A 21,649-nucleotide genomic window follows, 5' to 3' on the forward strand; every position below is an offset into this window, starting at 1 on the left:
GGAGAATAAATAAAAAATAATCAGTTGTTCACACGATTGTCAGATTCATAAGAGGAAAGTTGTATTATGATAGTAGATAAAGTGATAAAACGGGTGAAGGGGGACATGCTGCGTGCATATTCTTGTTGTTAGTGTAAATTATCGAACAGCCCCTGTAGAATTTCGTGAGAAACTCACATTTCAGGCAGCAGAGCTAGAGCAAGCAATGAATACATTACAAAACCAAAAGAGCGTGCTAGAAAATGTCATTGTATCAACTTGTAATCGCACTGAGATTTACGCTGTTGTCGATCAATTACACACGGGACGGTATTACATTAAGAAGTTTTTAGCTGATTGGTTTCAGCTTGAAATAGAAGAAGTCGCACCATACTTGTCTATTTTTGAACAAGATGGCGCAATAGATCATTTATTCCGCGTAACGTGCGGTTTGGATTCTATGGTTGTTGGAGAGACGCAAATTTTAGGTCAAATAAAAGATAGCTTTTTAGAAGCACAACAAGTAAAAGCGACAGGTACAATTTTTAATGAGTTGTTTAAGCAAGTGGTTACGTTAGCAAAACGTGCGCACTCAGAAACAACGATTGGTGAAAGTGCGATGTCTGTTAGTTATGCTGCTGTTGAGCTCGGAAAGAAAATATTTGGCGATTTAACAGATTGTCATGTACTTATTCTTGGTGCGGGTAAGATGGGTGAACTTGCACTGCAAAACTTATACGGAAGTGGAGCTCGTAAAGTAACGGTTATGAATAGGACGCTTACGAAAGCGGAAGTGATGGCTGAGAAATATATGGGACATGCAAAGCCTTTAAGTGAATTGCAATGTGCATTATTAGAAGCGGATATTTTAATTAGTTCAACGGGTGCATCAGAATATGTCATTACGAAAGAAATGATGACAAAAGTAGAGAGAATGCGCTCTGGTCGTCCGTTATTTATGGTTGATATTGCAGTACCACGTGATATTGATCCGGCGATTGATGAATTAGAAGGCTCTTTCTTATATGATATCGACGATCTGCAAGGTGTAGTTGAAGCAAACCGTGCTGAACGTTTAAAAGAAGCAGAGAAAATTCAATTTATGATTGAAGAAGAAATGGTTTTATTTAAAACGTGGTTAAGTACGCTAGGTGTTGTACCGTTAATATCAGCTCTTCGTGATAAAGCGCTAGCAATTCAAAGTGATACGATGGAAAGTCTTGAGCGAAAAATACCAAACCTTAGTGATCGTGAGAAAAAAGTAATTAGTAAACATACGAAAAGTATTATTAACCAATTGTTAAAAGACCCAATTTTAGTAGCTAAAGAATTAGCTGTTGAAGAGGGAGCTGGCGAAAAATTAGCTTTATTTGCGAAGATTTTTGATTTAGAAGTGGAAGAAGCGGGAAATACGGAAGAAGTAGAACATAAAAGAGCGTGGACACCATCCGTTCCATCTTTATAACTTGGAAGGATGATCGGATGAGTTTTTTAAATAACAGTATTATTTATCATATTGCAATTATTTTATATGCTTGTAGCATTAGTTTATATTTTATAGATTATTTCCAAAGTAACCGAAAGGCGAACCGCTTTGCTTTTTGGTTACTTTCGATTGTATGGGTTCTGCAGTCTATCTTTATGTTGCTTAGGGCTACAGATTCAGAAACGAATCCTATTTTAACTTTATTATCAGGGATTTATTTTTATGTTTGGTTATTGATTACGATGTCATTAGTCATTAATCGATTTATGCGTATTGACTTTTTAGTCTTTTTTACAAATGTTGTAGCATTTGGCGTAAGCGCTTTTTCTATTTTTACACCGCTCGGAAAGATGTCGCCAGTACTTGCAGAGCAATTAGTTTCAGAACTTGTATACGTGCATGTCGGTATGGCGATTATTTCTTATGCAACGTTTACTGTATCGTTTATTTTTTCTATTATGTATTTATTGCAATACCGACTATTAAAAAAGAAAAAGTGGAATGCGAGATTAAGAAGATTAGGAAATTTGCCGAAGCTTGAATCTATGTCTTACGGATTAAATTTATTTTCTGTTCCGTTTTTCTTACTAGCAATTATATTAGGATGCATATGGGGATATACAAAATTGGATAATTTCCATTGGTATGATACGAAAGTAATTGGGTCTTTTGTCGTTCTATTTGTATATTGCGTGGGCTTATATTTACGAGCAGCAGATGTGTTGCAAGGTAAGAAAATTGTGCAGTGGAATATCGGGGCATTTCTCGTAATGCTAGTTAACATTTTTCTATTAAGCAGTTTATCTAATTTCCACTTTTGGTATTTATAATGAGGAGAGAGAGAATTATGCGCAAAATTATTGTAGGTTCACGAAAGAGTAAACTAGCATTAACACAAACTAATTGGTTTATTGATCAATTAAAAGCGCTTGGTTTACCATATGAATTTGAAGTGAAAGAAATCGTCACAAAAGGTGATGTTATTTTAGATGTTACTCTTTCAAAAGTAGGCGGAAAAGGTTTATTTGTAAAGGAAATTGAACATGCGTTACTTACGAAAGAAATTGATATGGCTGTACATAGTATGAAAGATATGCCCGCTGTACTTCCAGATGGATTAACGATTGGTTGTACGCCAAAGCGCGTTGACCCTCGTGATGCTTTTATTTCTAAAAACGGAGAATCGTTTAAAGACTTAGCAGAAGGCGCGATCTTAGGAACGAGTAGTTTGAGACGTAGTGCACAACTACTAGCTGCGAGACCAGATTTACAAGTAAAATGGATTCGTGGGAATATCGATACACGCTTACGTAAGTTAAAAGATGAAGATTACGATGCAATTATTTTAGCGACAGCTGGATTACAGAGAATGGGCTGGGACGGAGAAGTTATTACAGAACATTTAGATGAAACGTTGTGTGTACCAGCCGTAGGACAAGGTGCATTAGCGATTGAATGTCGTGAGGATGATACGGATTTACTTCAGTTGTTAGCACATATTAATGATGCAGTAACAGAAAGAACAGTGGCTGCTGAACGAGTATTTCTTCATAAACTTGAAGGTGGATGCCAAGTTCCAATCGCTGGATATGCAACTCTTAAAGAAAATGATGCAATCGAATTAACAGCGCTTGTCGGTTCTATGGACGGTTCTGTTTTATTGAAAGAGATAGTAATAGGTAATGATCCGAAGCAAGTTGGATTAGAGGCTGCGGACCGTTTAATTAAACAAGGAGCAAAAGAGCTCATCCTTGCTGCAAATAAGGAGCAACAATAAATATGAACGCTCTCGCTGGCAAAACAGTATTGATTACACGTGCCCAGCACCAAGCGAAACAAATGAGTGTAGCAGTGAAAGAAAGGAGCGGAATTCCATTGGAAATTCCGCTTTTGCGTATGGAAGGTACGTCTCATAGGCAAATTCAACATATAGCAGGGCAGCTACATTCGTATGACTGGGTTATTTTCACGAGTAAAAATGGTGTAGCTTTTTTTCTAGATAGTTTGAGAAAGAAGCTCCCCGGACCGATTAAAATTGCTGCAGTAGGCGTGAAAACAAAGTTAGAGTTAGAAAAGCGAGGCTATCAAGTAGAGTTTGTTCCCACTGCATTTGTTGCAGAAACATTTGCCGAAGAGTTTCTAAAAGAATTAAGTGGAAACGAGCGTATTTTATTTCCGAAAGGGAATTTAGCAAGAGATGTAATCCCGGTTAAACTTAGGGAGTTTGGTGTTTTTCTAGATGAGTTAATTGTATATGGTACGAAGGTGAATGTAGAGAAAAAACAAGAACTTATAACAGCATTGAAATTAGGGGAAGTAAATATTATTACATTTACGAGCCCTTCAACTGTTGATAGTTTTGTTCGTTTACTTGAGGGTACAAACTGGAGAGAATGGACGAAAAAATGTACAATTGCTTGTATAGGGCCTATTACGGAAAAAGAGGCGAACCTCTATTTTCCACATGTTATTGTGCCAAAAGAGTACACTGTAGAAGCATTACTACAATGCATTTGTGAATCTATAAAGTGAAACTTTAATCAGTGGGGGTTTTGTTCATCCCCCACTGATTATTAGTTGAACCAATCGGGCGTTTACGGGCAGTTGATCTCCCACCTAACTTCTTTGCTCCAGCCGAATTTTGAGGTGGGGGTCTTACTGCCCGTTAATGCGGGATAAAATAAAAGAATGGGGATAGAAATCTATGAATTCTTTACAATTTAATCGTCATCGTCGTTTAAGACAAAGCGGGGGCATGCGTGCGCTTGTACGTGAAACATTTTTACATACAGAAGATTTTATTTACCCTACTTTTGTATTAGAAGGAGAAAATACTCGTAATGAAGTTCCTTCTATGCCAGGCGTATATCAAATGTCTTTAGATTTATTGCAAGCTGAAATGCAAGAGGTCGTTGATTTAGGTATTCGTTCTGTTATTGTATTTGGTTTACCTGCTGAAAAGGACGAAGTTGGATCATCGGCATATTGTGAGCATGGAATTGTACAGCGTGCAATTAAGCAAATTAAAGATGAGTTCCCAGAGCTAGTAGTAGTTGCAGATACATGTTTATGTCAATTTACAAGCCATGGTCATTGCGGTGTTATTGAAGATGGCGTTATTTTAAATGATGAGTCTCTTGCAGCTCTTGCAAAAACAGCTGTAAGTCAAGCGAAAGCAGGGGCAGACATTATTGCACCATCTAACATGATGGACGGATTCGTAACAGCAATTCGCCATGCATTAGATGAAAATGGTTTCGCGCACGTACCAGTTATGTCGTACGCTGTGAAATATTCATCAGCATTTTACGGACCGTTCCGTGATGCAGCACATGGTGCACCGCAGTTTGGTGACCGTAAAACATATCAAATGGACCCAGCGAACCGTATGGAAGCATTCCGTGAAGCAGAATCAGATGTAATGGAAGGGGCCGACTTCTTAATTGTAAAGCCAGCTCTTTCTTATCTAGATATCGTTCGTGATGTGAAAAATAACTTTAACTTACCAGTCGTTGCTTATAACGTAAGTGGTGAATATTCGATGATTAAAGCAGCAGCACAAAATGGTTGGATTAATGAAAAAGAAGTTGTACTTGAGAAATTAATTAGCATGAAACGCGCAGGAGCAGACTTAATTATTACGTATCATGCAAAAGATGCAGCAAGATGGTTACAAGAAGGAGGCGCTAAATAATGAAAAAATTTGATAAGTCGATTGCGGCGTTTGAAGAGGCTCAAAATTTAATGCCTGGAGGCGTAAACAGCCCTGTTCGTGCTTTTAAGTCTGTTGGTATGAATCCGCTGTTTATGGAGCGCGGAAAAGGCTCTAAAGTATATGATATCGATGGGAATGAATACATCGATTACGTATTATCGTGGGGACCTTTAATTCATGGTCATGCGAATGATCGTGTTGTTGAGGCTTTAAAAGCTGTTGCTGAAAAAGGAACAAGCTTTGGTGCACCAACAGAAATTGAAAATAAATTAGCGCAGCTTGTTATCGAGCGTGTACCATCAATTGAGATTGTGCGTATGGTTAACTCTGGAACAGAGGCGACAATGAGCGCACTACGTTTAGCTCGTGGTTACACTGGACGTAACAAAATTTTGAAATTCATTGGTTGTTATCACGGTCATGGTGATTCTTTATTGATTAAAGCAGGTTCGGGTGTAGCAACGCTAGGTTTACCAGATAGCCCTGGTGTACCAGAAGATGTAGCGAAAAATACGATTACAGTAGCGTATAACGATTTAGAAAGTGTAAAATATGCTTTCGAACAATTCGGTGATGACATCGCTTGTATAATTGTAGAACCAGTGGCAGGGAATATGGGTGTTGTTCCCCCGCAACCAGGGTTTTTAGAAGGACTTCGTGAAGTGACAGAGCAAAACGGTGCACTACTTATTTTTGATGAAGTAATGACAGGATTCCGTGTTGCTTATAATTGTGGACAAGGTTACTACGGTGTAACTCCTGACTTAACTTGTTTAGGTAAAGTAATCGGTGGTGGCTTGCCGGTAGGAGCATACGGTGGGAAGGCAGAGATTATGCGTCAAGTTGCACCAAGCGGACCGATTTACCAAGCTGGAACATTATCGGGTAATCCACTTGCAATGACAGCAGGTTATGAAACGTTAGTGCAGTTAACGCCAGAATCATATGTGGAATTTGAGCGTAAAGCAGAAATGTTAGAGGCTGGACTACGTAAGGCAGCTGAAAAGCATAATATCCCGCATCACATTAATCGTGCAGGTTCTATGATTGGTATTTTCTTTACAGATGAGCAAGTTATTAATTATGATGCAGCAAAATCTTCAAACTTAGAATTCTTTGCAGCTTACTATCGTGAAATGGTAGAACAAGGTGTATTTTTACCACCTTCTCAATTTGAAGGTTTATTCTTATCGACAGCACATAGTGATGCAGATATTGAGGCGACAATTGCGGCGGCCGAAATTGCAATGTCAAAATTAAAAGCATAATTTCTTAGAGAAAATCGCTTTCCATTAGGGGAGCGATTTTTTTTATTCATAAAGTAGCCTTAGGGAACATAAATCTGTAATGACATATAGTTTGGGAGGGGGAAAAGAAGTGGCAACAGATCATTCATTACGATTTTCATTAAAAGAATCTGTTTGGTTCCAGAAGGGACAGGAAGTCGAAGAACTTTTGTCAATTTCGTTAGATCCAGACGTTGAGATAGAGGAGCTCGATCATGAAGTTATCGTGAGGGGGCAATTAGATTTAACGGGAGAGTATGTTGCAAGGCAAGATGATTCAGCTTATTCATTAAGAGAGCTATCACCAGCAAAGGCAATTGATTATGTAGAAACAAGGGCAGACGGGGTTAATGAGCTTGTCCATTCCTTTCCGCTCGAAATATCAATTCCAAGAAATCGAGTGAAAGTAATTGAAGAATTATATGTATCAATCGAGGAATTTGATTATGAATTAAAGGAAAATGGTTGCTTACAACTATTAGCGGATATATCTATTACAGGTTTATGTGACGAAGAAAGAACCGAGGATGAAGAGGAAGAGACGGTGTATGCCGAGTTGGAAGCTGATTCAGCTGAAGAAGATGAAAGTAGACCTGCGCCGCACGAAGAGGTACCAGCCTATAAAGAATCAGATGGATGGGAAGATTATGCATTTGAGCCGTTTCAGTTAGAAGAAAGAAAAGAGCAAGAAATAGAAGAAGAGGAATTAGAAGAACATGAACTTGTGGAGCGTGAAGAGGAGCAAGAAAAGATGCCACAATTTGAATTGTTCGGGCGGAAAAATTTCAAGAAAGAAAAAGCGAAAAAGCAGGAAGAGCCAGAGGAAGAAGCATATTCACAGCGAGATGAAAATGCACTTTATTTAACGAAATTATTTACGAAAGAACCAGAAGAAGAATTTACGAAGGTAAGAATGTACTTCGTACAAGAAGGAGATACAATTGAATCGGTTGCAGAACGTTATGAAACGACTGTACAAAGCTTATATCGTGTAAATCAATCAGAAGATATATATTTAACTACAGGGCAAATTATATATATTCCTGTTTCAAAAGCAACAGTGAAATAAGTGAGTGAGTTTTTTCACTCACCTCTTTTCTTTTCCTAGAAGCTATGTTTTGAATAAGAAAGGGTTATTCGTATGGATATTGAATTACGAAATCGCTATGAACCCATTGTGAGGCAATATAGATTGGACACTCAGCATATGGAAGAGCACGGAAGTGTAATGAAAATTTATACGAATCAAGGTCCGTATGCGTTAAAGAAAATACAAGATAGAAAATTAGAGCGGAATAATTTTTTACACCATATTCAGTATTTGAAGGAGAAAGGTTTTTCGAATTATGTACCTATCTATCACACGACGGACGGGAATTATGTTTTAAGTGATGGGGCGTATAGCTATTATTTAATGCCTTGGTTAGAACGTGCGGAAGGAAACGGCGAAGATAATGATCAATACCATAAGATGTTTCAAACGCTCGGGACGTTGCATCAAAAAACGGTGAAAGAGGAGACTTATACAGAAGAAGATTTAGAAAAACATTATACAAATATATCCGACCGTTGGGAAAATGATGGCGAGATATTAGAAGAGTTTCTCATAGAATCTGAAGCGAAGTGGTATATGTCTCCATTTGAATTACAATATTGTACGTATTATCACCACGTTATGAGAGCACGTGAGTTCGCAACGAAACAATTAAGTGAATGGCATGATGCAATGAAAGAAAAGGAAAAAACACGTACTACTTTCGTTCATGGAAATGTATCGCTTAATCACTTTTTATTTGATTATGAACGAAACGGTTATTTTATTAGTTTAGAAAAGTCTCAGTTTGCTACACCGGTACAGGATATCGTCAGCTTTTATTCAAGGTCTTTGAACACATATCCAATTGCGCGGAGCGACCGCTTTGAATGGTATCAAATGTATCAAAAAAATTTTCCATTTACGAAAGAGGAGCAGCTTCTTATGTTTGCGTATATGACGTACCCGTCGCATTTTATTCGGCAAATTCAGTCGTATACGAAAAGAAGAAAGAGTCGTAATGAAGAAAATGAGCTTCGCGGGGTGAAAATTCTGCAGCAATCGCATTGGCTCATTAGTAATACAGAATATTTCCTTTCGCAATTACAAGCTGCCCAGCAAGGGAACGGATAAAGAAGATAAGTAGGGAGAACCCTGCTTATCTTTTTTTATTAGCTCCATAAAGAGATAAAAGCCGTAGTTTCAAATTTATCTTGACGAATAAGGTTTCGTTTTTTACACTATTGTATATAATAATTAACAATCACATAAATGCATTGAAGGGGAAGAGTATAACATGAAACGTCTTCAGAGAGGGGAACCATTGGCTGGGAGGTTCTCTAGATAGTTATGTTAGAAGGTAGCCCTGGAGCATCTTTTCTGAACGGAATGATTCTTATTAGGAAAAGACGGATTTGTCCGTTATCAAATTAAGAGTATAAGCAAATTCTGAATTTGTTTGTAAATAAAGGTGGTACCGCGATGTCCCTCGTCCTTTTTTGGATGAGGGGCATTTTTTATTTTAAGGAGGGAAAATAATGTCAAACACGGAAAATAATTTACCAACTAAATATGATCATATGTCCGTTGAAGAAGGCCTTTACAAGTGGTGGCTTGAAGGCAAATATTTCGAAGCAACAGGAGATGAGAAGAAACAACCATATACAATTGTAATTCCACCTCCGAACGTAACTGGTAAGTTACACTTAGGTCACGCTTGGGATACGACGCTTCAAGATATTTTAACTCGTACAAAGCGTATGCAAGGTTACGATGTATTATGGCTTCCAGGAATGGATCATGCTGGTATCGCAACGCAAGCGAAAGTAGAAGGGAAACTTCGTGAAGAAGGTATTTCACGTTACGATCTTGGTCGTGAGAAATTCCTTGAAAAAGCTTGGGAATGGAAAGAAGAATACGCTTCTCACATTCGTCAACAATGGGGGAAAGTTGGTTTAGGACTAGACTATTCTCGTGAACGCTTCACATTAGACGAAGGTTTATCTAACGCTGTTAATAAAGTATTCGTTCAATTATATGAAAAAGGCTTAATTTACCGCGGTGAGTATATCATCAACTGGGATCCAGCAACACGCACAGCTCTTTCTGATATTGAAGTAATTCATAAAGAAGTTCAAGGTGCATTCTACCATATGAACTATCCGCTAACAGACGGTTCTGGTCACATTCGCCTTGCAACTACTCGTCCAGAAACAATGCTTGGTGATACAGCGGTAGCAGTTCATCCAGAAGATGATCGCTACAAACATTTAATCGGAAAAACAGTTACACTTCCAATCGTAGGCCGAGAGATTCCGATTATTGCTGATGAATACGTAGAAAAAGACTTCGGAACAGGCGTTGTGAAAATTACACCAGCTCATGACCCGAATGACTTTGAAGTAGGTAACCGTCATGACTTACCACGTATTTTAGTAATGAACGAAGATGGAACGATGAACGAAAAAGCTGGTAAGTATAACGGTATGGATCGTTTCGAATGCCGTAAAGAGTTAGTGAAAGACTTACAAGAAGCTGGCGTATTAGTAGAAATCGAGCCTCATATGCACTCAGTAGGTCATAGTGAGCGTAGCGGTGCAGTTGTTGAGCCTTATTTATCAACACAATGGTTCGTAAAAATGGCTCCACTTGCAGAAAAAGCGGTAGAACTTCAACAAAAAGAAGAAGAAAAAGTAACGTTCGTACCAGAGCGTTTTGAAAACACATACTTACGCTGGATGGAAAACATTCATGACTGGTGTATTTCTCGTCAATTATGGTGGGGACACCGCATTCCAGCTTGGTATCATAAAGAAACTGGTGAAGTATACGTAGGTACAGAAGCGCCAGCAGATCTTGAAAACTGGAATCAAGATAATGACGTGCTTGATACATGGTTCAGTTCAGCATTATGGCCATTCTCAACACTTGGCTGGCCGAATGAAGATGCAGCAGACTTTAAAAAGTTCTATTCAACAGATGCTTTAGTAACTGGTTATGACATCATCTTCTTCTGGGTATCTCGTATGATTTTCCAAGGTTTAGAGTTTACAGGAGAGCGTCCATTTAAAGATGTATTAATTCACGGTTTAGTTCGTGATGAGCAAGGACGTAAAATGAGTAAATCTCTTGGTAACGGTATTGATCCGATGGATGTTATCGAGAAGTACGGTGCAGATGCGATGCGTTACTTCTTATCAACAGGAAGTGCACCAGGTCAAGATTTACGTTTCAGCATGGAAAAAGTAGAATCTACTTGGAACTTCATTAATAAAATTTGGAACGCATCACGTTTCGTATTAATGAACATGGATGACATGAAGTATGAAGAAATCGATTTAACTGGTGAAAAATCAGTTGCAGATAAGTGGATTTTAACTCGCTTAAACGAAACAATCGAAAGTGTAACACGTAACATGGATAAATATGAGTTCGGTGAAGCTGGTCGTTCATTATACAACTTCATTTGGGATGATTTCTGTGACTGGTACATTGAGATGGCGAAACTTCCACTATACGGTGAAGATGAAGCAGCTAAGAAAACAACTCGTTCGATTTTAGCTTACGTATTAGACCAAACAATGCGTCTATTACATCCATTCATGCCATTTGTAACAGAGAAAATTTGGCAGCATTTACCGCATGAAGGCGAGTCTATTACAGTAGCAGCATGGCCAACAGTTCGCGAAGATTTACAAGATAAAGAAGCGGCAGCGGAAATGCACCTTCTAGTTGATATCATTCGCTCTGTTCGTAACATCCGTGCGGAAGTAAATACGCCAATGAGCAAAAAAGTTCAAATGCAAATTAAAGCAAAAGACGAGGCAGTACTAGCCCAGCTTACGAAAAACAGCTCTTACATTGAGCGTTTCTGTAACCCAAGTGAACTAACAATTAAGATTGATTTACAAGCGCCAGAAAAAGCGATGACTGCAATCGTATCAGGTGCAGAGTTATTCTTACCGTTAGCTGATCTTATCAATCTTGATGAAGAGAAAGCGCGTCTTGAAAAAGAACTTGAGAAGTTTGGTAAAGAAGTAGAACGTGTACAGAAGAAACTTTCAAACCAAGGATTCGTAGCGAAAGCTCCTGCAGAAGTTATTGACGGAGAGCGTGCGAAAGAGCAAGATTATCTAGAAAAACGCGAAGCGGTTCGTCAACGTCTAGCTGATCTTGAGAAATAAAAATGTTTTTCAGAGACTCACTATATTGGTGAGTCTCTTTTCTTTGCGTATAATAGAAGTATGAAGGTTGTCTTTTGAAAGGGGAATAACACACGTGATACATACATACGAAGAAGCGATAAACTGGATTCATAGCCGATTGAAATTTGGGATAAAACCAGGGCTAGAAAGAATGCAATGGATGTTAGAAGAACTCGGAAATCCAGAGCGTCATATAAAATGTGTTCATCTAGCCGGCACAAATGGAAAAGGTTCAACTTTAACATACATGCGCTACATGTTAGAAGGTGCGAAATATAAAGTAGGATCGTTTACATCGCCTTACATAGAAACATTCAATGAACGTATTAGTGTAAACGGAATACCGATTGCAGATGAAGAGATTGCAGAACTTGTAAATATGGTAAAGCCAGTCGTTGAAAAATTAGATGAGACGGATTTAGGAGAAGCGACTGAGTTTGAAATTATTACAGTAATGGCAATTTATTATTTCGGTAAAGTTAATTTCTGTGATGTCGTTTTATTTGAAACGGGGCTTGGGGGAAGATTTGATTCTACAAATGTTATTCATCCGGTTCTCACGATTATTACGAATATCGGTCACGATCATATGCATATTTTAGGTAATACACTAGGAGAAATTGCATATGAAAAGGCAGGGATTATTAAGTCTGGTGTTCCAGTTATTACTGGTGTGAAAAATGAAGAAGCATTGCAAGTAATTCAAAAGGTTGCTAAGGAAAATCATGCAAGCTTATATGAATTTGGAAAACAGTTTACAACATTACATAAACATTCTAATAAAGATGGGGAACATTTTGATTTTGCTTGTCCATTCGCCTCGTTTGAAAATGTTCGGATTTCAATGAAAGGTATTCATCAAGTAGGCAATGCAGCGCTAGCACTTATGGCAGTCATGTATTTAAAAACATATTTATCATTTTTAATTAATGAAGAGGAAATAAAAGCTGGCTTACAAGAAGCATACTGGATTGGTCGATTTGAAAAGTTACAAAGTAATCCAGATATTATAATAGATGGTGCTCATAATCCAGAAGGTATTGAAAGTCTTGTAAAAACAGTAGAGGCACATTATAAAAAGAAGAATGTAATAGTTTTATTTACTGCTCTTGGTGACAAACAGTTACATAACATGGTAGGGCAATTAGAAAAAGTTGCTGATGAAATAATATTTACGACGTTTGCCTTTGATCGTGCCATTTCTGCTGACAAGCTTGCATCGTATTCACAACAAGAATCAAAATTAGTTTTTGAAGATTGGAAAGAGGCAATTGATACAAAAGTTGATATGATTGGAGAAAATGATGTCTTTATCATAACAGGTTCTCTTTATTTCATTTCTGAAGTTCGAAAATATATTCGCGAGAAAAACTAGATAGTCTTTGCTATCTAGTTTTTTGTTCTACAAATGAAGTCAAATGCATACATATAAGATAATAATATAGGGTTATTTGACGAATTCCTCTGACAAATATCTCGTTTTTTTGTGGAATGAATATGATATGATGCGGACAATGACAAGAGGTGAGGTGTGAGTGTATGGACAAGCAATCACGAACGATCTCGGTGAAAGTAAATGGAACAGAAGCGAAGTATGAGGAAAAAAAGAAGGATGAGTTTGACTGGATGGTAGCAGAAAGTGAGAGACCGAAAAATGTCGTTCCGTTTCAAAAAGCGAAATCAGTATCTATGGAAAAATATCGAAAGAAGTGGAGCAATACAATAATCGCAATCGTTGCAACTGCAATAATTATTGGTACTGCATTTGGGATGGGTATGATTCATTTATTAACTGGACAAGGGACGACAGGAGAAGGGAAGGTAACGGCTTCGAAGCAGGCAGGTAATGAGGAACAAAAGGTGGGTGGAACGGCAGAACAAACACCAACACCGAAAGAGGAAAAACCAAAAGCACAGGTAGGAACGTCATTAGACCCAATGAAACTATTTTTCGTTCAAGGAGGGCTTTATTCCTCTGAAGAAAAAGGACAGGCTGCTATTGAAGAGTGGAAAAGTAATGGGGGCGTGGCTACTTTGAAACCGAGTGGTGATAAGTATGCGTTAGTTGTTGCTATTACGAGCGATGAACAGGCTGTTAATCAATTAATAGATCAGTATAAGCAAGATGGTGTTTCAGTTTTGAAAAAAAATTGGGATATTACAGATAAAGCATTGCTCAAAAATGATAAAGAAGTAGGAATGTTTTTAGCGAAAGTGCAGCCATTATATACTCATTTAGCAAAATATGTGTCCAGCGTACAAACTAGTGGAAAAAGTAATCCAAAAGATATAGAAGCGATTCAAAAAGAGTGGAAAGCTATGGAAAAGGAAGGGAAGAGTATGAAGCGTGAAGATGCAAAGAAGCTTTATACGTATACGTCAATAGCGGTGCAAACGATTAAGGAAGGGAAGAGCGATAAGGAATCTGTAGCTAAATTAAATCAAGTTATTATTGATGGTATACTTTCGTATGAAAAAATGGTTTCACAAAAAGTAAAATAATAAGATAATGATGAAGGGGAAAGAAGTACATATACTTCTTTCTTTTCTTTTGAATTTAGAACAAAGTGCTTTCTGTATGGGCAGCATATAATCGTATTTAAAAAGAACTATTATTTTGTTTAGAGAAAATGATATTTCTAGAATTTGTGGGGAAACTATTCCTTTGATACGATTGATTTGAATTATTCTGCTTCATGTGAGAAGGGAAGGAGAAAATATGAGGAAAATTATTTTAGCTTCAGGGTCACCTAGGAGGAAGGAACTGCTTGAATTAGCAGATGTGCCATTTGACATCGTTGTTAGTGAAGTAGAAGAGAAGATTGGTGCATATTCATCACCTTCTGATATTGTCATGTCGCTTGCTTTGCAAAAAGCATCTGCTGTGGCAGAAAACCATAGTAATCAAGTTGTACTAGGTGCAGATACAATTGTTACATATGATTCGCGTATTCTTGGAAAGCCGTCTAATGGGGCTGAGGCGAAAGAAATGCTACAATTATTATCAGGGAAAACACACGAAGTATACACAGGTGTTGCAATTATATCGAAAGAAAAAACTGTAACTTTTTATGAACGTACAGAAGTAACATTTTGGGGATTAACAGAAGAAGAAATAGACGTATACGTTGCATCGAAGGAACCACTTGATAAGGCAGGAAGCTATGGAATTCAAGGTAAAGGGTCTATTTTTGTTCAACATATTCAAGGGGACTACTACAGTGTAGTTGGCTTGCCAATTGCACGTCTTGTCCGTGAATTAAAACAGTTTGATAGCGATGTAACCCATGTGTAAAATTGCATGGGGTTTTCTTTAGGAGAAATCGTAAAAAAAGGGGTGGAGAGATGAACGGTATTCGTGATGTTGTGAGAGAAGAACAGCCACGGGAGCGTTTATTGTTAGAAGGAGCAGGAAGTTTATCGAATCGAGAACTTCTTGCAGTTTTACTCAGAACGGGTTCTAAAGAAGAAACGGTGTTAACGTTATCAGATAATATTCTACATCATTTTGACGGCTTACGAATGTTAAAGGATGCAACGTTAGAAGAGATGATGAGCATTCATGGTGTTGGGATTGCAAAGGCGTCGCAGCTTATGGCTGCTTTTGAATTAGGTAGAAGAATGGTACGTTTAGAATATCAAAATAGATATAGTATTCGAAGTCCAGAAGATTGTGCGAGTTATATGATGGAAGAGATGCGTTTTTTGCAACAGGAGCATTTTGTTTGTTTATATTTGAATACGAAAAATCAAGTTATACATAGGCAAACTATTTTTATTGGAAGTTTAAATACGTCGATTGTGCACCCAAGGGAAGTTTTTAAAGAAGCGTTCCGTCGGGCAGCAGCCTCTATTATATGTCTTCATAACCATCCCTCAGGAGATCCGGCGCCGAGCCGTGAAGATATTGAAGTTACAAAACGATTAGTAGAATGTGGTCGAATTATCGGAATTGAAGTACTTGATCATATCATAATAGGTGACCATAAATTCGTGAGTTTAAAGGAAAAAGGTCATATTTAAGACTATTCTTTTTACTTATTTTGTTTTATAATGTGATTTATGAGTTTTTTGTAGAAAATTATCTACAAAAAGGATGCAGATATAAAAAAACGTACTGTTTTTATAAATATAAAGTAAGAAAAATGAGTCCGTGAAAATAAGAAGGGAAGATAAATGATATGTTTGGATTTGGTGGATTTACTCGCGATCTTGGAATAGACTTAGGAACGGCGAACACGCTTGTATATGTGAAAGGGAAAGGTGTAGTTTTACGTGAACCTTCAGTAGTAGCATTACAAACTGATACGAAACAAATCGTTGCGGTAGGTAGCGATGCAAAACAAATGATTGGTCGTACACCAGGAAATGTAGTGGCACTTCGCCCTATGAAAGATGGTGTAATTGCTGATTACGAAACAACAGCAATAATGATGAAATACTACATTCAACAAGCTCAAAAATCAAATGGATTCTTCTCACGTAAACCATATGTAATGGTATGTGTACCATCTGGTATTACAGCTGTAGAAAGACGTGCAGTAATCGATGCGACTCGTCAAGCTGGTGCTCGTGATGCTTATCCAATCGAAGAGCCATTTGCAGCAGCAATTGGTGCAAACTTACCTGTTTGGGAGCCGACTGGTAGTATGGTTGTTGATATCGGTGGTGGTACAACAGAAGTTGCAATTATTTCTTTAGGTGGTATTGTAACAAGTCAATCAGTTCGTGTTGCTGGTGATGATATGGACGATTCAATCATTCAGTACATTAAGAAAAGCTACAACTTAATGATTGGTGAAAGAACAGCAGAAGCACTAAAATTAGAAATCGGTTCTGCAGGCGAGCCAGAAGGTATTGAGCCTATGGAAATTCGCGGTCGTGATTTAGTAAGTGGTTTACCTAAAACAGTACTAATTCAACCAGAAGAAATTGCAGATGCATTAAAAGATACAGTAGATGCAATTGTAGAATCAGTTAAAAATACGTTAGAAAAAACTCCACCTGAATTAGCAGCGGATATTATGGACCGCGGTATCGTATTAACGGGTGGCGGGGCATTACTACGTAACTTAGATAAAGTTATTAGTGAAGAAACAAATATGCCAGTTCTTGTTGCAGAGGATCCATTAGATTGCGTAGCAATTGGAACGGGTAAAGCATTAGACAATATCGACCTTTTCAAAACTGCTGCTCGATAATATTGCAAAATAAAAATCAATGAAATTAAGAGGGTGTGAACGTGCCACAGTTTTTCTTAAACAAAAGATTAATTGTTTTGTTAGTTAGTATTATTCTTCTCGTGGCATTGATTGGAATCTCATTGAAAGAACGGAACAGTTTATCATGGCCAGAGCAGTTTATAAAAGATACTGTCGGTGTTGTAGAACGTGTATTCCAAAAGCCAGCGAATTATGTTGCCGGATTCTTCGAGAACGTAGAAGATGTAAAGCGCACGTATGAAGAGAATAAAAAGCTGAAAGCAAAATTAGATTCTACCGCAGATTTATCTGCAGTAGTGAAAAATTTAGACGATGAGAATAAAAAACTACGAGAATTAACTGGTAAAGAAAAGTCCCGTGGTGATTATACGGAAGTACAAGCTAGTGTGGTTTCTCGTAATCCCGATAAATGGTACGATTTAGTTGGAATTGATAAAGGAGCACAGCAAGGGATCAAAAAAGATATGGCTGTTGTAACTCCGAAAGGTTTAGTTGGACGCGTAAAAAGTGTATCTCAGTTTACATCTTCAGTAGAGTTGTTAAGTTCGATGAGCCGAACAAACCGTGTTTCTGCTATTGTACAAGGACAAGAAAATATCTTTGGATTAATTGAAGGTTACGATAAAGAAAAACAACTACTTCTTTTCACAAAGATTAGCTCTGATGCAAAAGTAGAAAAAGATCAACTAGTTGTAACATCTGGACTTGGTGATATCTTCCCAAAAGGTCTTGCGATTGGGAAAATTGTTGATGTTCAGCCAGATCCATACGGTTTAACAAAAACAGCTTATGTAAAACCATCCGCTGATTTGAATGATGTAGAGCATATTATAGTTGCAAAACGTGATATGCCTACAGCGCCGTTAGAATAGGAGGGAGAGAAGAGATGATGACGATTTTAAAAAGAGCAGCTCTTCCTCTTTTGCTCCTTTTTGTTTTTTTATTTGAAAATATGTTCTCTACTGTTGTTCCAACAGACGTCTTTTGGAAAGGCAGTATAGCAGCACCGCATTTCTTTATAATTGTGTTATGTTTTATTACAGTGTACTATAGTCCGGTTCAAGGGATTTACTACGGACTATTATTTGGTTTCTTATTTGATACCGTATACACGGAACTTGTCGGTATATATATATTTGCTTATCCGATTTTAGCTTATTTAGTTTATAGTGTGATGAAAGTATTACAATTGAATTTATTTATTGTCGCTTCTATCGTACTGGCTGGCATTGCAGCATTAGAGTATTATGTGTATGGGTTTTTAACTTTGTTAGGACGTACTCACATGTCAGCATCTGTCTTTTTCACAGATCGTCTCCTTGCTACTTTATTGCTAAATGGAATTTTCTTATTAATAGTTTGTTTCCCACTGAGACGATATTTAGTGCGTCTTTCAAAAGCGATAGAAGAAAAAGAAAAAAGGATTTTCTAATTTTATGTCGAATTGAATCGGTGGGGTGAACTTTAGTGGAAGAAAAAAAGCAACAAAATGTAACGATAAAAGGGACAAAAGATGGAATAACACTTCATTTAGATGATTGCTGTTCATTCTCTGAGCTACTAAAAGAATTGGATGAAAAGCTTTCTACACATTACTATGAGAGTGACGGACGTTCTTTAATTGAAGTGCGTGTTAAAGTAGGAAATCGCTATTTAACAGAAGTACAACAAGAAGAGATTCGTACGTTAATTCGCAATAAGAAGAACCTTGTTGTAGAATCAATCGAAAGTGATGTTATAACAAAAGCAGAAGCAATAGCTTGGAAAGAAGAAACAGAAATTGTCCCTATTTCCAAAATTGTTCGCTCTGGACAAGTGTTACATGTAAAAGGCAATTTATTATTAATTGGAGATGTTAATCCAGGCGGAACGGTTATCGCTGGGGGGAATATTTTTGTCTTGGGATCATTAAGAGGAATTGCACATGCGGGGTATGATGGAGATTCAGAAGCTGTTATTGCTGCATCTATTATGAATCCTATGCAACTCCGAATTAGTGATGTGACAATGCGGGCTCCGGAAGAGAAAGAAGACGGAGCAGAGGCGGCAGAATGTGCGTACATTAATGAGAATAATCACATTGTTGTCGATCGCCTGCAACTTCTCACTCATCTTAGACCTAATTTAACAAAGTTAGAAAGGGGAATTGTATAGCTGTGGGAGAGGCAATAGTAATTACATCTGGAAAAGGCGGAGTAGGTAAAACTACAACGTCCGCGAACATTGGTACAGCCCTTGCGTTATCTGGAAAAAAAGTGTGTTTAATTGATACAGATATCGGTTTACGCAATTTAGACGTAGTAATGGGGCTAGAAAATCGTATTGTATTTGATCTTGTTGATGTCGTTGAAGGGCGTTGTCGTTTACCTCAGGCTCTTATTAAAGATAAGCGTTTTGATGATCTTTATTTATTACCTGCAGCACAAACGAGCGATAAATCGGCGGTAACACCTGAACAAATGGATGAATTAATACAAGTATTACGTCAAGATTATGATTACATATTAATTGATTGTCCTGCGGGGATTGAGCAGGGGTTTAAAAATGCAGTAGCAGGTGCGGATAAAGCAATCGTTGTAACAACACCAGAAGTATCCTCAATGCGTGATGCGGATCGTATTATCGGGCTTTTAGAGAAAGAGGATATTGAACCACCGAAACTTGTCATTAACCGTGTGCGTAGTCATATGCTTCATGAACAGGATATGTTAGACGTTGATGAAATCGTACGTACACTGTCAATCGAGCTTCTTGGAGTTGTCGAGGATGATGATGAAGTTATTCGTGCTACGAATACAGGTGAACCTGTAGCGCTGCAACCGAGCGGAAAAGCAGCAATAGCTTATCGTAATATTGCAAGACGCTTGTTAGGTGAGAATGTACCATTACAAGCATTTGAACAAGAAAAAGTATCGGTATTTACAAAGATGAAAAATTTCTTTGGAATCCGTTAAAAGCACTTCGCATAAATGCGGAGTGCTTTCTTTTTTCTTCGCATGAATATCTTCCTTCTATAACTCATACATATGTACAAACTGTATATAACTGTTTCTATTTGAATAAGGCTAACGAAAGAAAGGAGACAGTATGAAGAATAGACGTGTGGAAGAAATTAAAAAGCGGATTGCGAAAAGGAAAGCAGAGCAAGAATTGCTAGAAGAAGAGCGGTATTTTGCGGGAGGAGATTTTGATAGCGAAACGGTCTTTATTGAAGAGGGGGAGAAGGAAATTCATCCTCTATTTCGAAAAGAAGTTTTTCTCTTCAAAGTTTTGCTATCAGCAATATTAGTTCTTTCGGTTGCTATTTTATTTAAGAACGCACCTTCTTCTTTTGATGGTACTAGAGCTGTTACAGAAAAAGTTATGCAAGAAGAATTTCAATTTGCTACTATATCGAAATGGTATGAAAATCAGTTTGGAAAACCTCTCGTGTTCTTTTCTCCAAATGAGAAAAAAGAAGAGGCTATTCAGCAAAAGGATTATGCGATTCCTGCCTCTGGAAAGGTGATGCAAGGATTTCAAAAAAACGGCCAGGGTGTATTTGTTCAAACGGCTACAAATGCAACGGTGGAGTCAGTAAATGAAGGTATAGTTGTTTTTGCGGGCAAGAAAGAGGAACTTGGAAATACAGTTCAAATTCAGCACGCTGATGGCACGGAGTCATGGTATGCAAATTTAAATGATATGTCAGTAAAATTATATGATTACGTTTCAAAGAAACAAAAAATTGGAATAGTGAGTAATGATGAAAATAATAAAAATGGCAAATTTTATTTTGCAATAAAAAAGAATGAAAAATTTATTGATCCAATTCAGGTGATTTCATTTGATTAAATATAGGGATGTTTTCACGAAAATTTCTGTGCATCCGTTGTTTTGGGTTATTATTGTCATTGGTATTTTTACAGCACGTTTTAAAGAGTTACTATTACTATTTTGTATCGTTTTAGTTCATGAACTTGGGCATGCATTTGCCGCAGCGTATTATAATTGGCGTATTAAACAAATTCAGCTTTTGCCGTTTGGTGGCGTAGTTGAGATGGAAGAACATGGGAACAAATCGTTAAAAGAAGAATTAATTGTCGTTATGGCGGGGCCAATTCAGCATATATGGATGATTGCGGTCGCTTACATTTTGTATAAAGCGGGCTGGGTAACTGACGATTTGTACCATTTCTTTGTATGGAATAATGTCATTATTTTAGGGTTTAATTTATTGCCTATTTGGCCACTTGATGGTGGAAAAGTATTATTTAATGTATTATCATATCGTTTTCCCTATTTACAAGCACATGAAAAGATGATGAAATTGTCATGTGTTTTTTTTAGTGTAATATTAGGATGGCAGTTACTTTGGAATAGTAATAACATTATGATGTGGGTATTACTCGTTTTTCTAGCGATTTCTTTATATCAAGAATGGAAACAAAGACGGTACGCATTTATGCGTTTTTTATTAGAGCGTTATTATGGGAATAAAAGAGATATTGAAAAAATAGCACCTATTGAGGTGAAAACGGAAGATCATTTATATACGATTTTCACAAAATTTCGCAGAGGATATAAACACTCTATTATCGTCCATGGAAAATATAAAGAGCATTACACATTGGACGAAAATGAATTGTTGTATGCGTATTTTGCTGAAAAACGAACAACCTCATCTGTTGAAGAATTAATTGGTTAGTGTTGACGACGACACTAACCTTTTATATTGTAAGGA

At 37.4% G+C, this 21,649-nt stretch carries 20 protein-coding genes and 1 other annotated feature; all 20 genes read left to right on the plus strand.

Annotation, left to right across the window (positions count from 1 at the left end):
• Positions 1 to 112 precede the first annotated feature (112 nt).
• The 20 genes from hemA (at position 113) to NSS74_RS02155 (ending at position 21,613) form a co-directional block, all read left to right on the plus strand.
• Positions 113 to 1,444 (plus strand): glutamyl-tRNA reductase, encoded by a 1,332-nt coding sequence (gene hemA / locus NSS74_RS02060; protein WP_002143275.1) that lies wholly within the window; start codon positions 113 to 115, stop codon positions 1,442 to 1,444.
• A 17-nt stretch (positions 1,445 to 1,461) separates the two neighbouring features.
• Entirely contained in the window at positions 1,462 to 2,295 is an 834-nt protein-coding gene (locus NSS74_RS02065; protein WP_002015354.1) for a cytochrome c biogenesis protein, read from the plus strand.
• Positions 2,296 to 2,312: 17 nt separating this feature from the next.
• The gene (gene hemC / locus NSS74_RS02070; RefSeq protein ID WP_002143273.1) at positions 2,313 to 3,242 is read left to right on the plus strand and encodes a hydroxymethylbilane synthase; all 930 of its coding nucleotides are present in this window, start codon (positions 2,313 to 2,315) and stop codon (positions 3,240 to 3,242) included.
• Between the two features lie 2 nt (positions 3,243 to 3,244).
• Positions 3,245 to 3,997, plus strand: coding sequence for a uroporphyrinogen-III synthase (gene hemD / locus NSS74_RS02075; protein WP_002015357.1), 753 nt, complete (start codon positions 3,245 to 3,247; stop codon positions 3,995 to 3,997).
• A 172-nt stretch (positions 3,998 to 4,169) separates the two neighbouring features.
• On the plus strand, positions 4,170 to 5,159 hold the full coding sequence (gene hemB, locus NSS74_RS02080; RefSeq protein ID WP_002143271.1) for a porphobilinogen synthase: 990 nt from the start codon (positions 4,170 to 4,172) through the stop codon (positions 5,157 to 5,159).
• Complete coding sequence (hemL, locus tag NSS74_RS02085; RefSeq protein ID WP_002143269.1) at positions 5,159 to 6,448, plus strand: glutamate-1-semialdehyde 2,1-aminomutase; 1,290 nt, start codon at positions 5,159 to 5,161, stop codon at positions 6,446 to 6,448. Before hemB ends, hemL begins: the two co-directional genes overlap by 1 nt.
• Before the next feature lie 79 nt (positions 6,449 to 6,527).
• On the plus strand, positions 6,528 to 7,535 hold the full coding sequence (spoVID, locus tag NSS74_RS02090; RefSeq protein WP_198286135.1) for a stage VI sporulation protein D: 1,008 nt from the start codon (positions 6,528 to 6,530) through the stop codon (positions 7,533 to 7,535).
• Between the two features lie 72 nt (positions 7,536 to 7,607).
• The gene (gene ysxE / locus NSS74_RS02095) at positions 7,608 to 8,633 is read left to right on the plus strand and encodes a spore coat protein YsxE (protein ID WP_002088823.1); all 1,026 of its coding nucleotides are present in this window, start codon (positions 7,608 to 7,610) and stop codon (positions 8,631 to 8,633) included.
• 134 nt (positions 8,634 to 8,767) lie between these two features.
• Positions 8,768 to 8,999 (plus strand) — a binding site (T-box leader).
• Between the two features lie 38 nt (positions 9,000 to 9,037).
• Positions 9,038 to 11,683, plus strand: a complete 2,646-nt coding sequence (locus tag NSS74_RS02100; RefSeq protein WP_002143265.1) for a valine--tRNA ligase — start codon at positions 9,038 to 9,040, stop codon at positions 11,681 to 11,683.
• Between the two features lie 94 nt (positions 11,684 to 11,777).
• Positions 11,778 to 13,079 (plus strand): bifunctional folylpolyglutamate synthase/dihydrofolate synthase, encoded by a 1,302-nt coding sequence (locus tag NSS74_RS02105; RefSeq protein WP_002143264.1) that lies wholly within the window; start codon positions 11,778 to 11,780, stop codon positions 13,077 to 13,079.
• A 164-nt stretch (positions 13,080 to 13,243) separates the two neighbouring features.
• Positions 13,244 to 14,206, plus strand: coding sequence for a hypothetical protein (locus NSS74_RS02110; RefSeq protein ID WP_002143263.1), 963 nt, complete (start codon positions 13,244 to 13,246; stop codon positions 14,204 to 14,206).
• 217 nt (positions 14,207 to 14,423) lie between these two features.
• Complete coding sequence (locus NSS74_RS02115; RefSeq protein WP_002143262.1) at positions 14,424 to 14,999, plus strand: Maf family protein; 576 nt, start codon at positions 14,424 to 14,426, stop codon at positions 14,997 to 14,999.
• 50 nt (positions 15,000 to 15,049) lie between these two features.
• The gene (gene radC, locus NSS74_RS02120; RefSeq protein WP_002015368.1) at positions 15,050 to 15,727 is read left to right on the plus strand and encodes a DNA repair protein RadC; all 678 of its coding nucleotides are present in this window, start codon (positions 15,050 to 15,052) and stop codon (positions 15,725 to 15,727) included.
• A 158-nt stretch (positions 15,728 to 15,885) separates the two neighbouring features.
• Positions 15,886 to 16,905 (plus strand): cell shape-determining protein MreB, encoded by a 1,020-nt coding sequence (mreB, locus tag NSS74_RS02125; RefSeq protein WP_002015369.1) that lies wholly within the window; start codon positions 15,886 to 15,888, stop codon positions 16,903 to 16,905.
• Between the two features lie 41 nt (positions 16,906 to 16,946).
• Positions 16,947 to 17,798: a rod shape-determining protein MreC gene (gene mreC / locus NSS74_RS02130; RefSeq protein ID WP_002138478.1), complete on the plus strand. Its 852-nt coding sequence runs from the start codon at positions 16,947 to 16,949 to the stop codon at positions 17,796 to 17,798.
• A gap of 14 nt (positions 17,799 to 17,812) precedes the next feature.
• Positions 17,813 to 18,358, plus strand: coding sequence for a rod shape-determining protein MreD (gene mreD / locus NSS74_RS02135; protein WP_002015371.1), 546 nt, complete (start codon positions 17,813 to 17,815; stop codon positions 18,356 to 18,358).
• A gap of 35 nt (positions 18,359 to 18,393) precedes the next feature.
• Positions 18,394 to 19,080 carry a septum site-determining protein MinC gene (minC, locus tag NSS74_RS02140; protein WP_002015372.1) on the plus strand — a complete coding sequence of 229 codons (687 nt, stop codon included), beginning with the start codon at positions 18,394 to 18,396 and terminating at the stop codon, positions 19,078 to 19,080.
• Positions 19,081 to 19,082: 2 nt separating this feature from the next.
• Complete coding sequence (gene minD, locus NSS74_RS02145; protein WP_000503308.1) at positions 19,083 to 19,880, plus strand: septum site-determining protein MinD; 798 nt, start codon at positions 19,083 to 19,085, stop codon at positions 19,878 to 19,880.
• Between the two features lie 133 nt (positions 19,881 to 20,013).
• Positions 20,014 to 20,760 carry a M23 family metallopeptidase gene (locus NSS74_RS02150; protein WP_002143261.1) on the plus strand — a complete coding sequence of 249 codons (747 nt, stop codon included), beginning with the start codon at positions 20,014 to 20,016 and terminating at the stop codon, positions 20,758 to 20,760.
• Positions 20,753 to 21,613, plus strand: a complete 861-nt coding sequence (locus tag NSS74_RS02155) for a M50 family metallopeptidase (RefSeq protein ID WP_002088816.1) — start codon at positions 20,753 to 20,755, stop codon at positions 21,611 to 21,613. The genes NSS74_RS02150 and NSS74_RS02155 overlap by 8 nt, the downstream gene beginning before the upstream one ends.
• The last annotated feature ends 36 nt before the right edge of the window (positions 21,614 to 21,649 follow it).

Source organism: Bacillus sp. FSL E2-8868, from assembly GCF_038005505.1.
Taxonomy (GTDB): Bacteria; Bacillota; Bacilli; order Bacillales; family Bacillaceae_G; genus Bacillus_A; species Bacillus_A mycoides.

Bases quoted from the DNA above. Each gene is read 5' to 3' on its own strand.
- NSS74_RS02065 (WP_002015354.1), top strand. From the start codon at position 1,462: ATGAGTTTTTTAAATAACAGTATTATTTATCATATTGCAATTATTTTA.
- hemC (WP_002143273.1), top strand. From the start codon at position 2,313: ATGCGCAAAATTATTGTAGGTTCACGAAAGAGTAAACTAGCATTAACA.
- hemD (WP_002015357.1), top strand. From the start codon at position 3,245: ATGAACGCTCTCGCTGGCAAAACAGTATTGATTACACGTGCCCAGCAC.
- hemB (WP_002143271.1), top strand. From the start codon at position 4,170: ATGAATTCTTTACAATTTAATCGTCATCGTCGTTTAAGACAAAGCGGG.
- hemL (WP_002143269.1), top strand. From the start codon at position 5,159: ATGAAAAAATTTGATAAGTCGATTGCGGCGTTTGAAGAGGCTCAAAAT.
- spoVID (WP_198286135.1), top strand. From the start codon at position 6,528: ATGACATATAGTTTGGGAGGGGGAAAAGAAGTGGCAACAGATCATTCA.
- ysxE (WP_002088823.1), top strand. From the start codon at position 7,608: ATGGATATTGAATTACGAAATCGCTATGAACCCATTGTGAGGCAATAT.
- NSS74_RS02100 (WP_002143265.1), top strand. From the start codon at position 9,038: ATGTCAAACACGGAAAATAATTTACCAACTAAATATGATCATATGTCC.
- NSS74_RS02110 (WP_002143263.1), top strand. From the start codon at position 13,244: ATGGACAAGCAATCACGAACGATCTCGGTGAAAGTAAATGGAACAGAA.
- NSS74_RS02115 (WP_002143262.1), top strand. From the start codon at position 14,424: ATGAGGAAAATTATTTTAGCTTCAGGGTCACCTAGGAGGAAGGAACTG.
- radC (WP_002015368.1), top strand. From the start codon at position 15,050: ATGAACGGTATTCGTGATGTTGTGAGAGAAGAACAGCCACGGGAGCGT.
- mreB (WP_002015369.1), top strand. From the start codon at position 15,886: ATGTTTGGATTTGGTGGATTTACTCGCGATCTTGGAATAGACTTAGGA.
- mreD (WP_002015371.1), top strand. From the start codon at position 17,813: ATGATGACGATTTTAAAAAGAGCAGCTCTTCCTCTTTTGCTCCTTTTT.
- NSS74_RS02150 (WP_002143261.1), top strand. From the start codon at position 20,014: ATGAAGAATAGACGTGTGGAAGAAATTAAAAAGCGGATTGCGAAAAGG.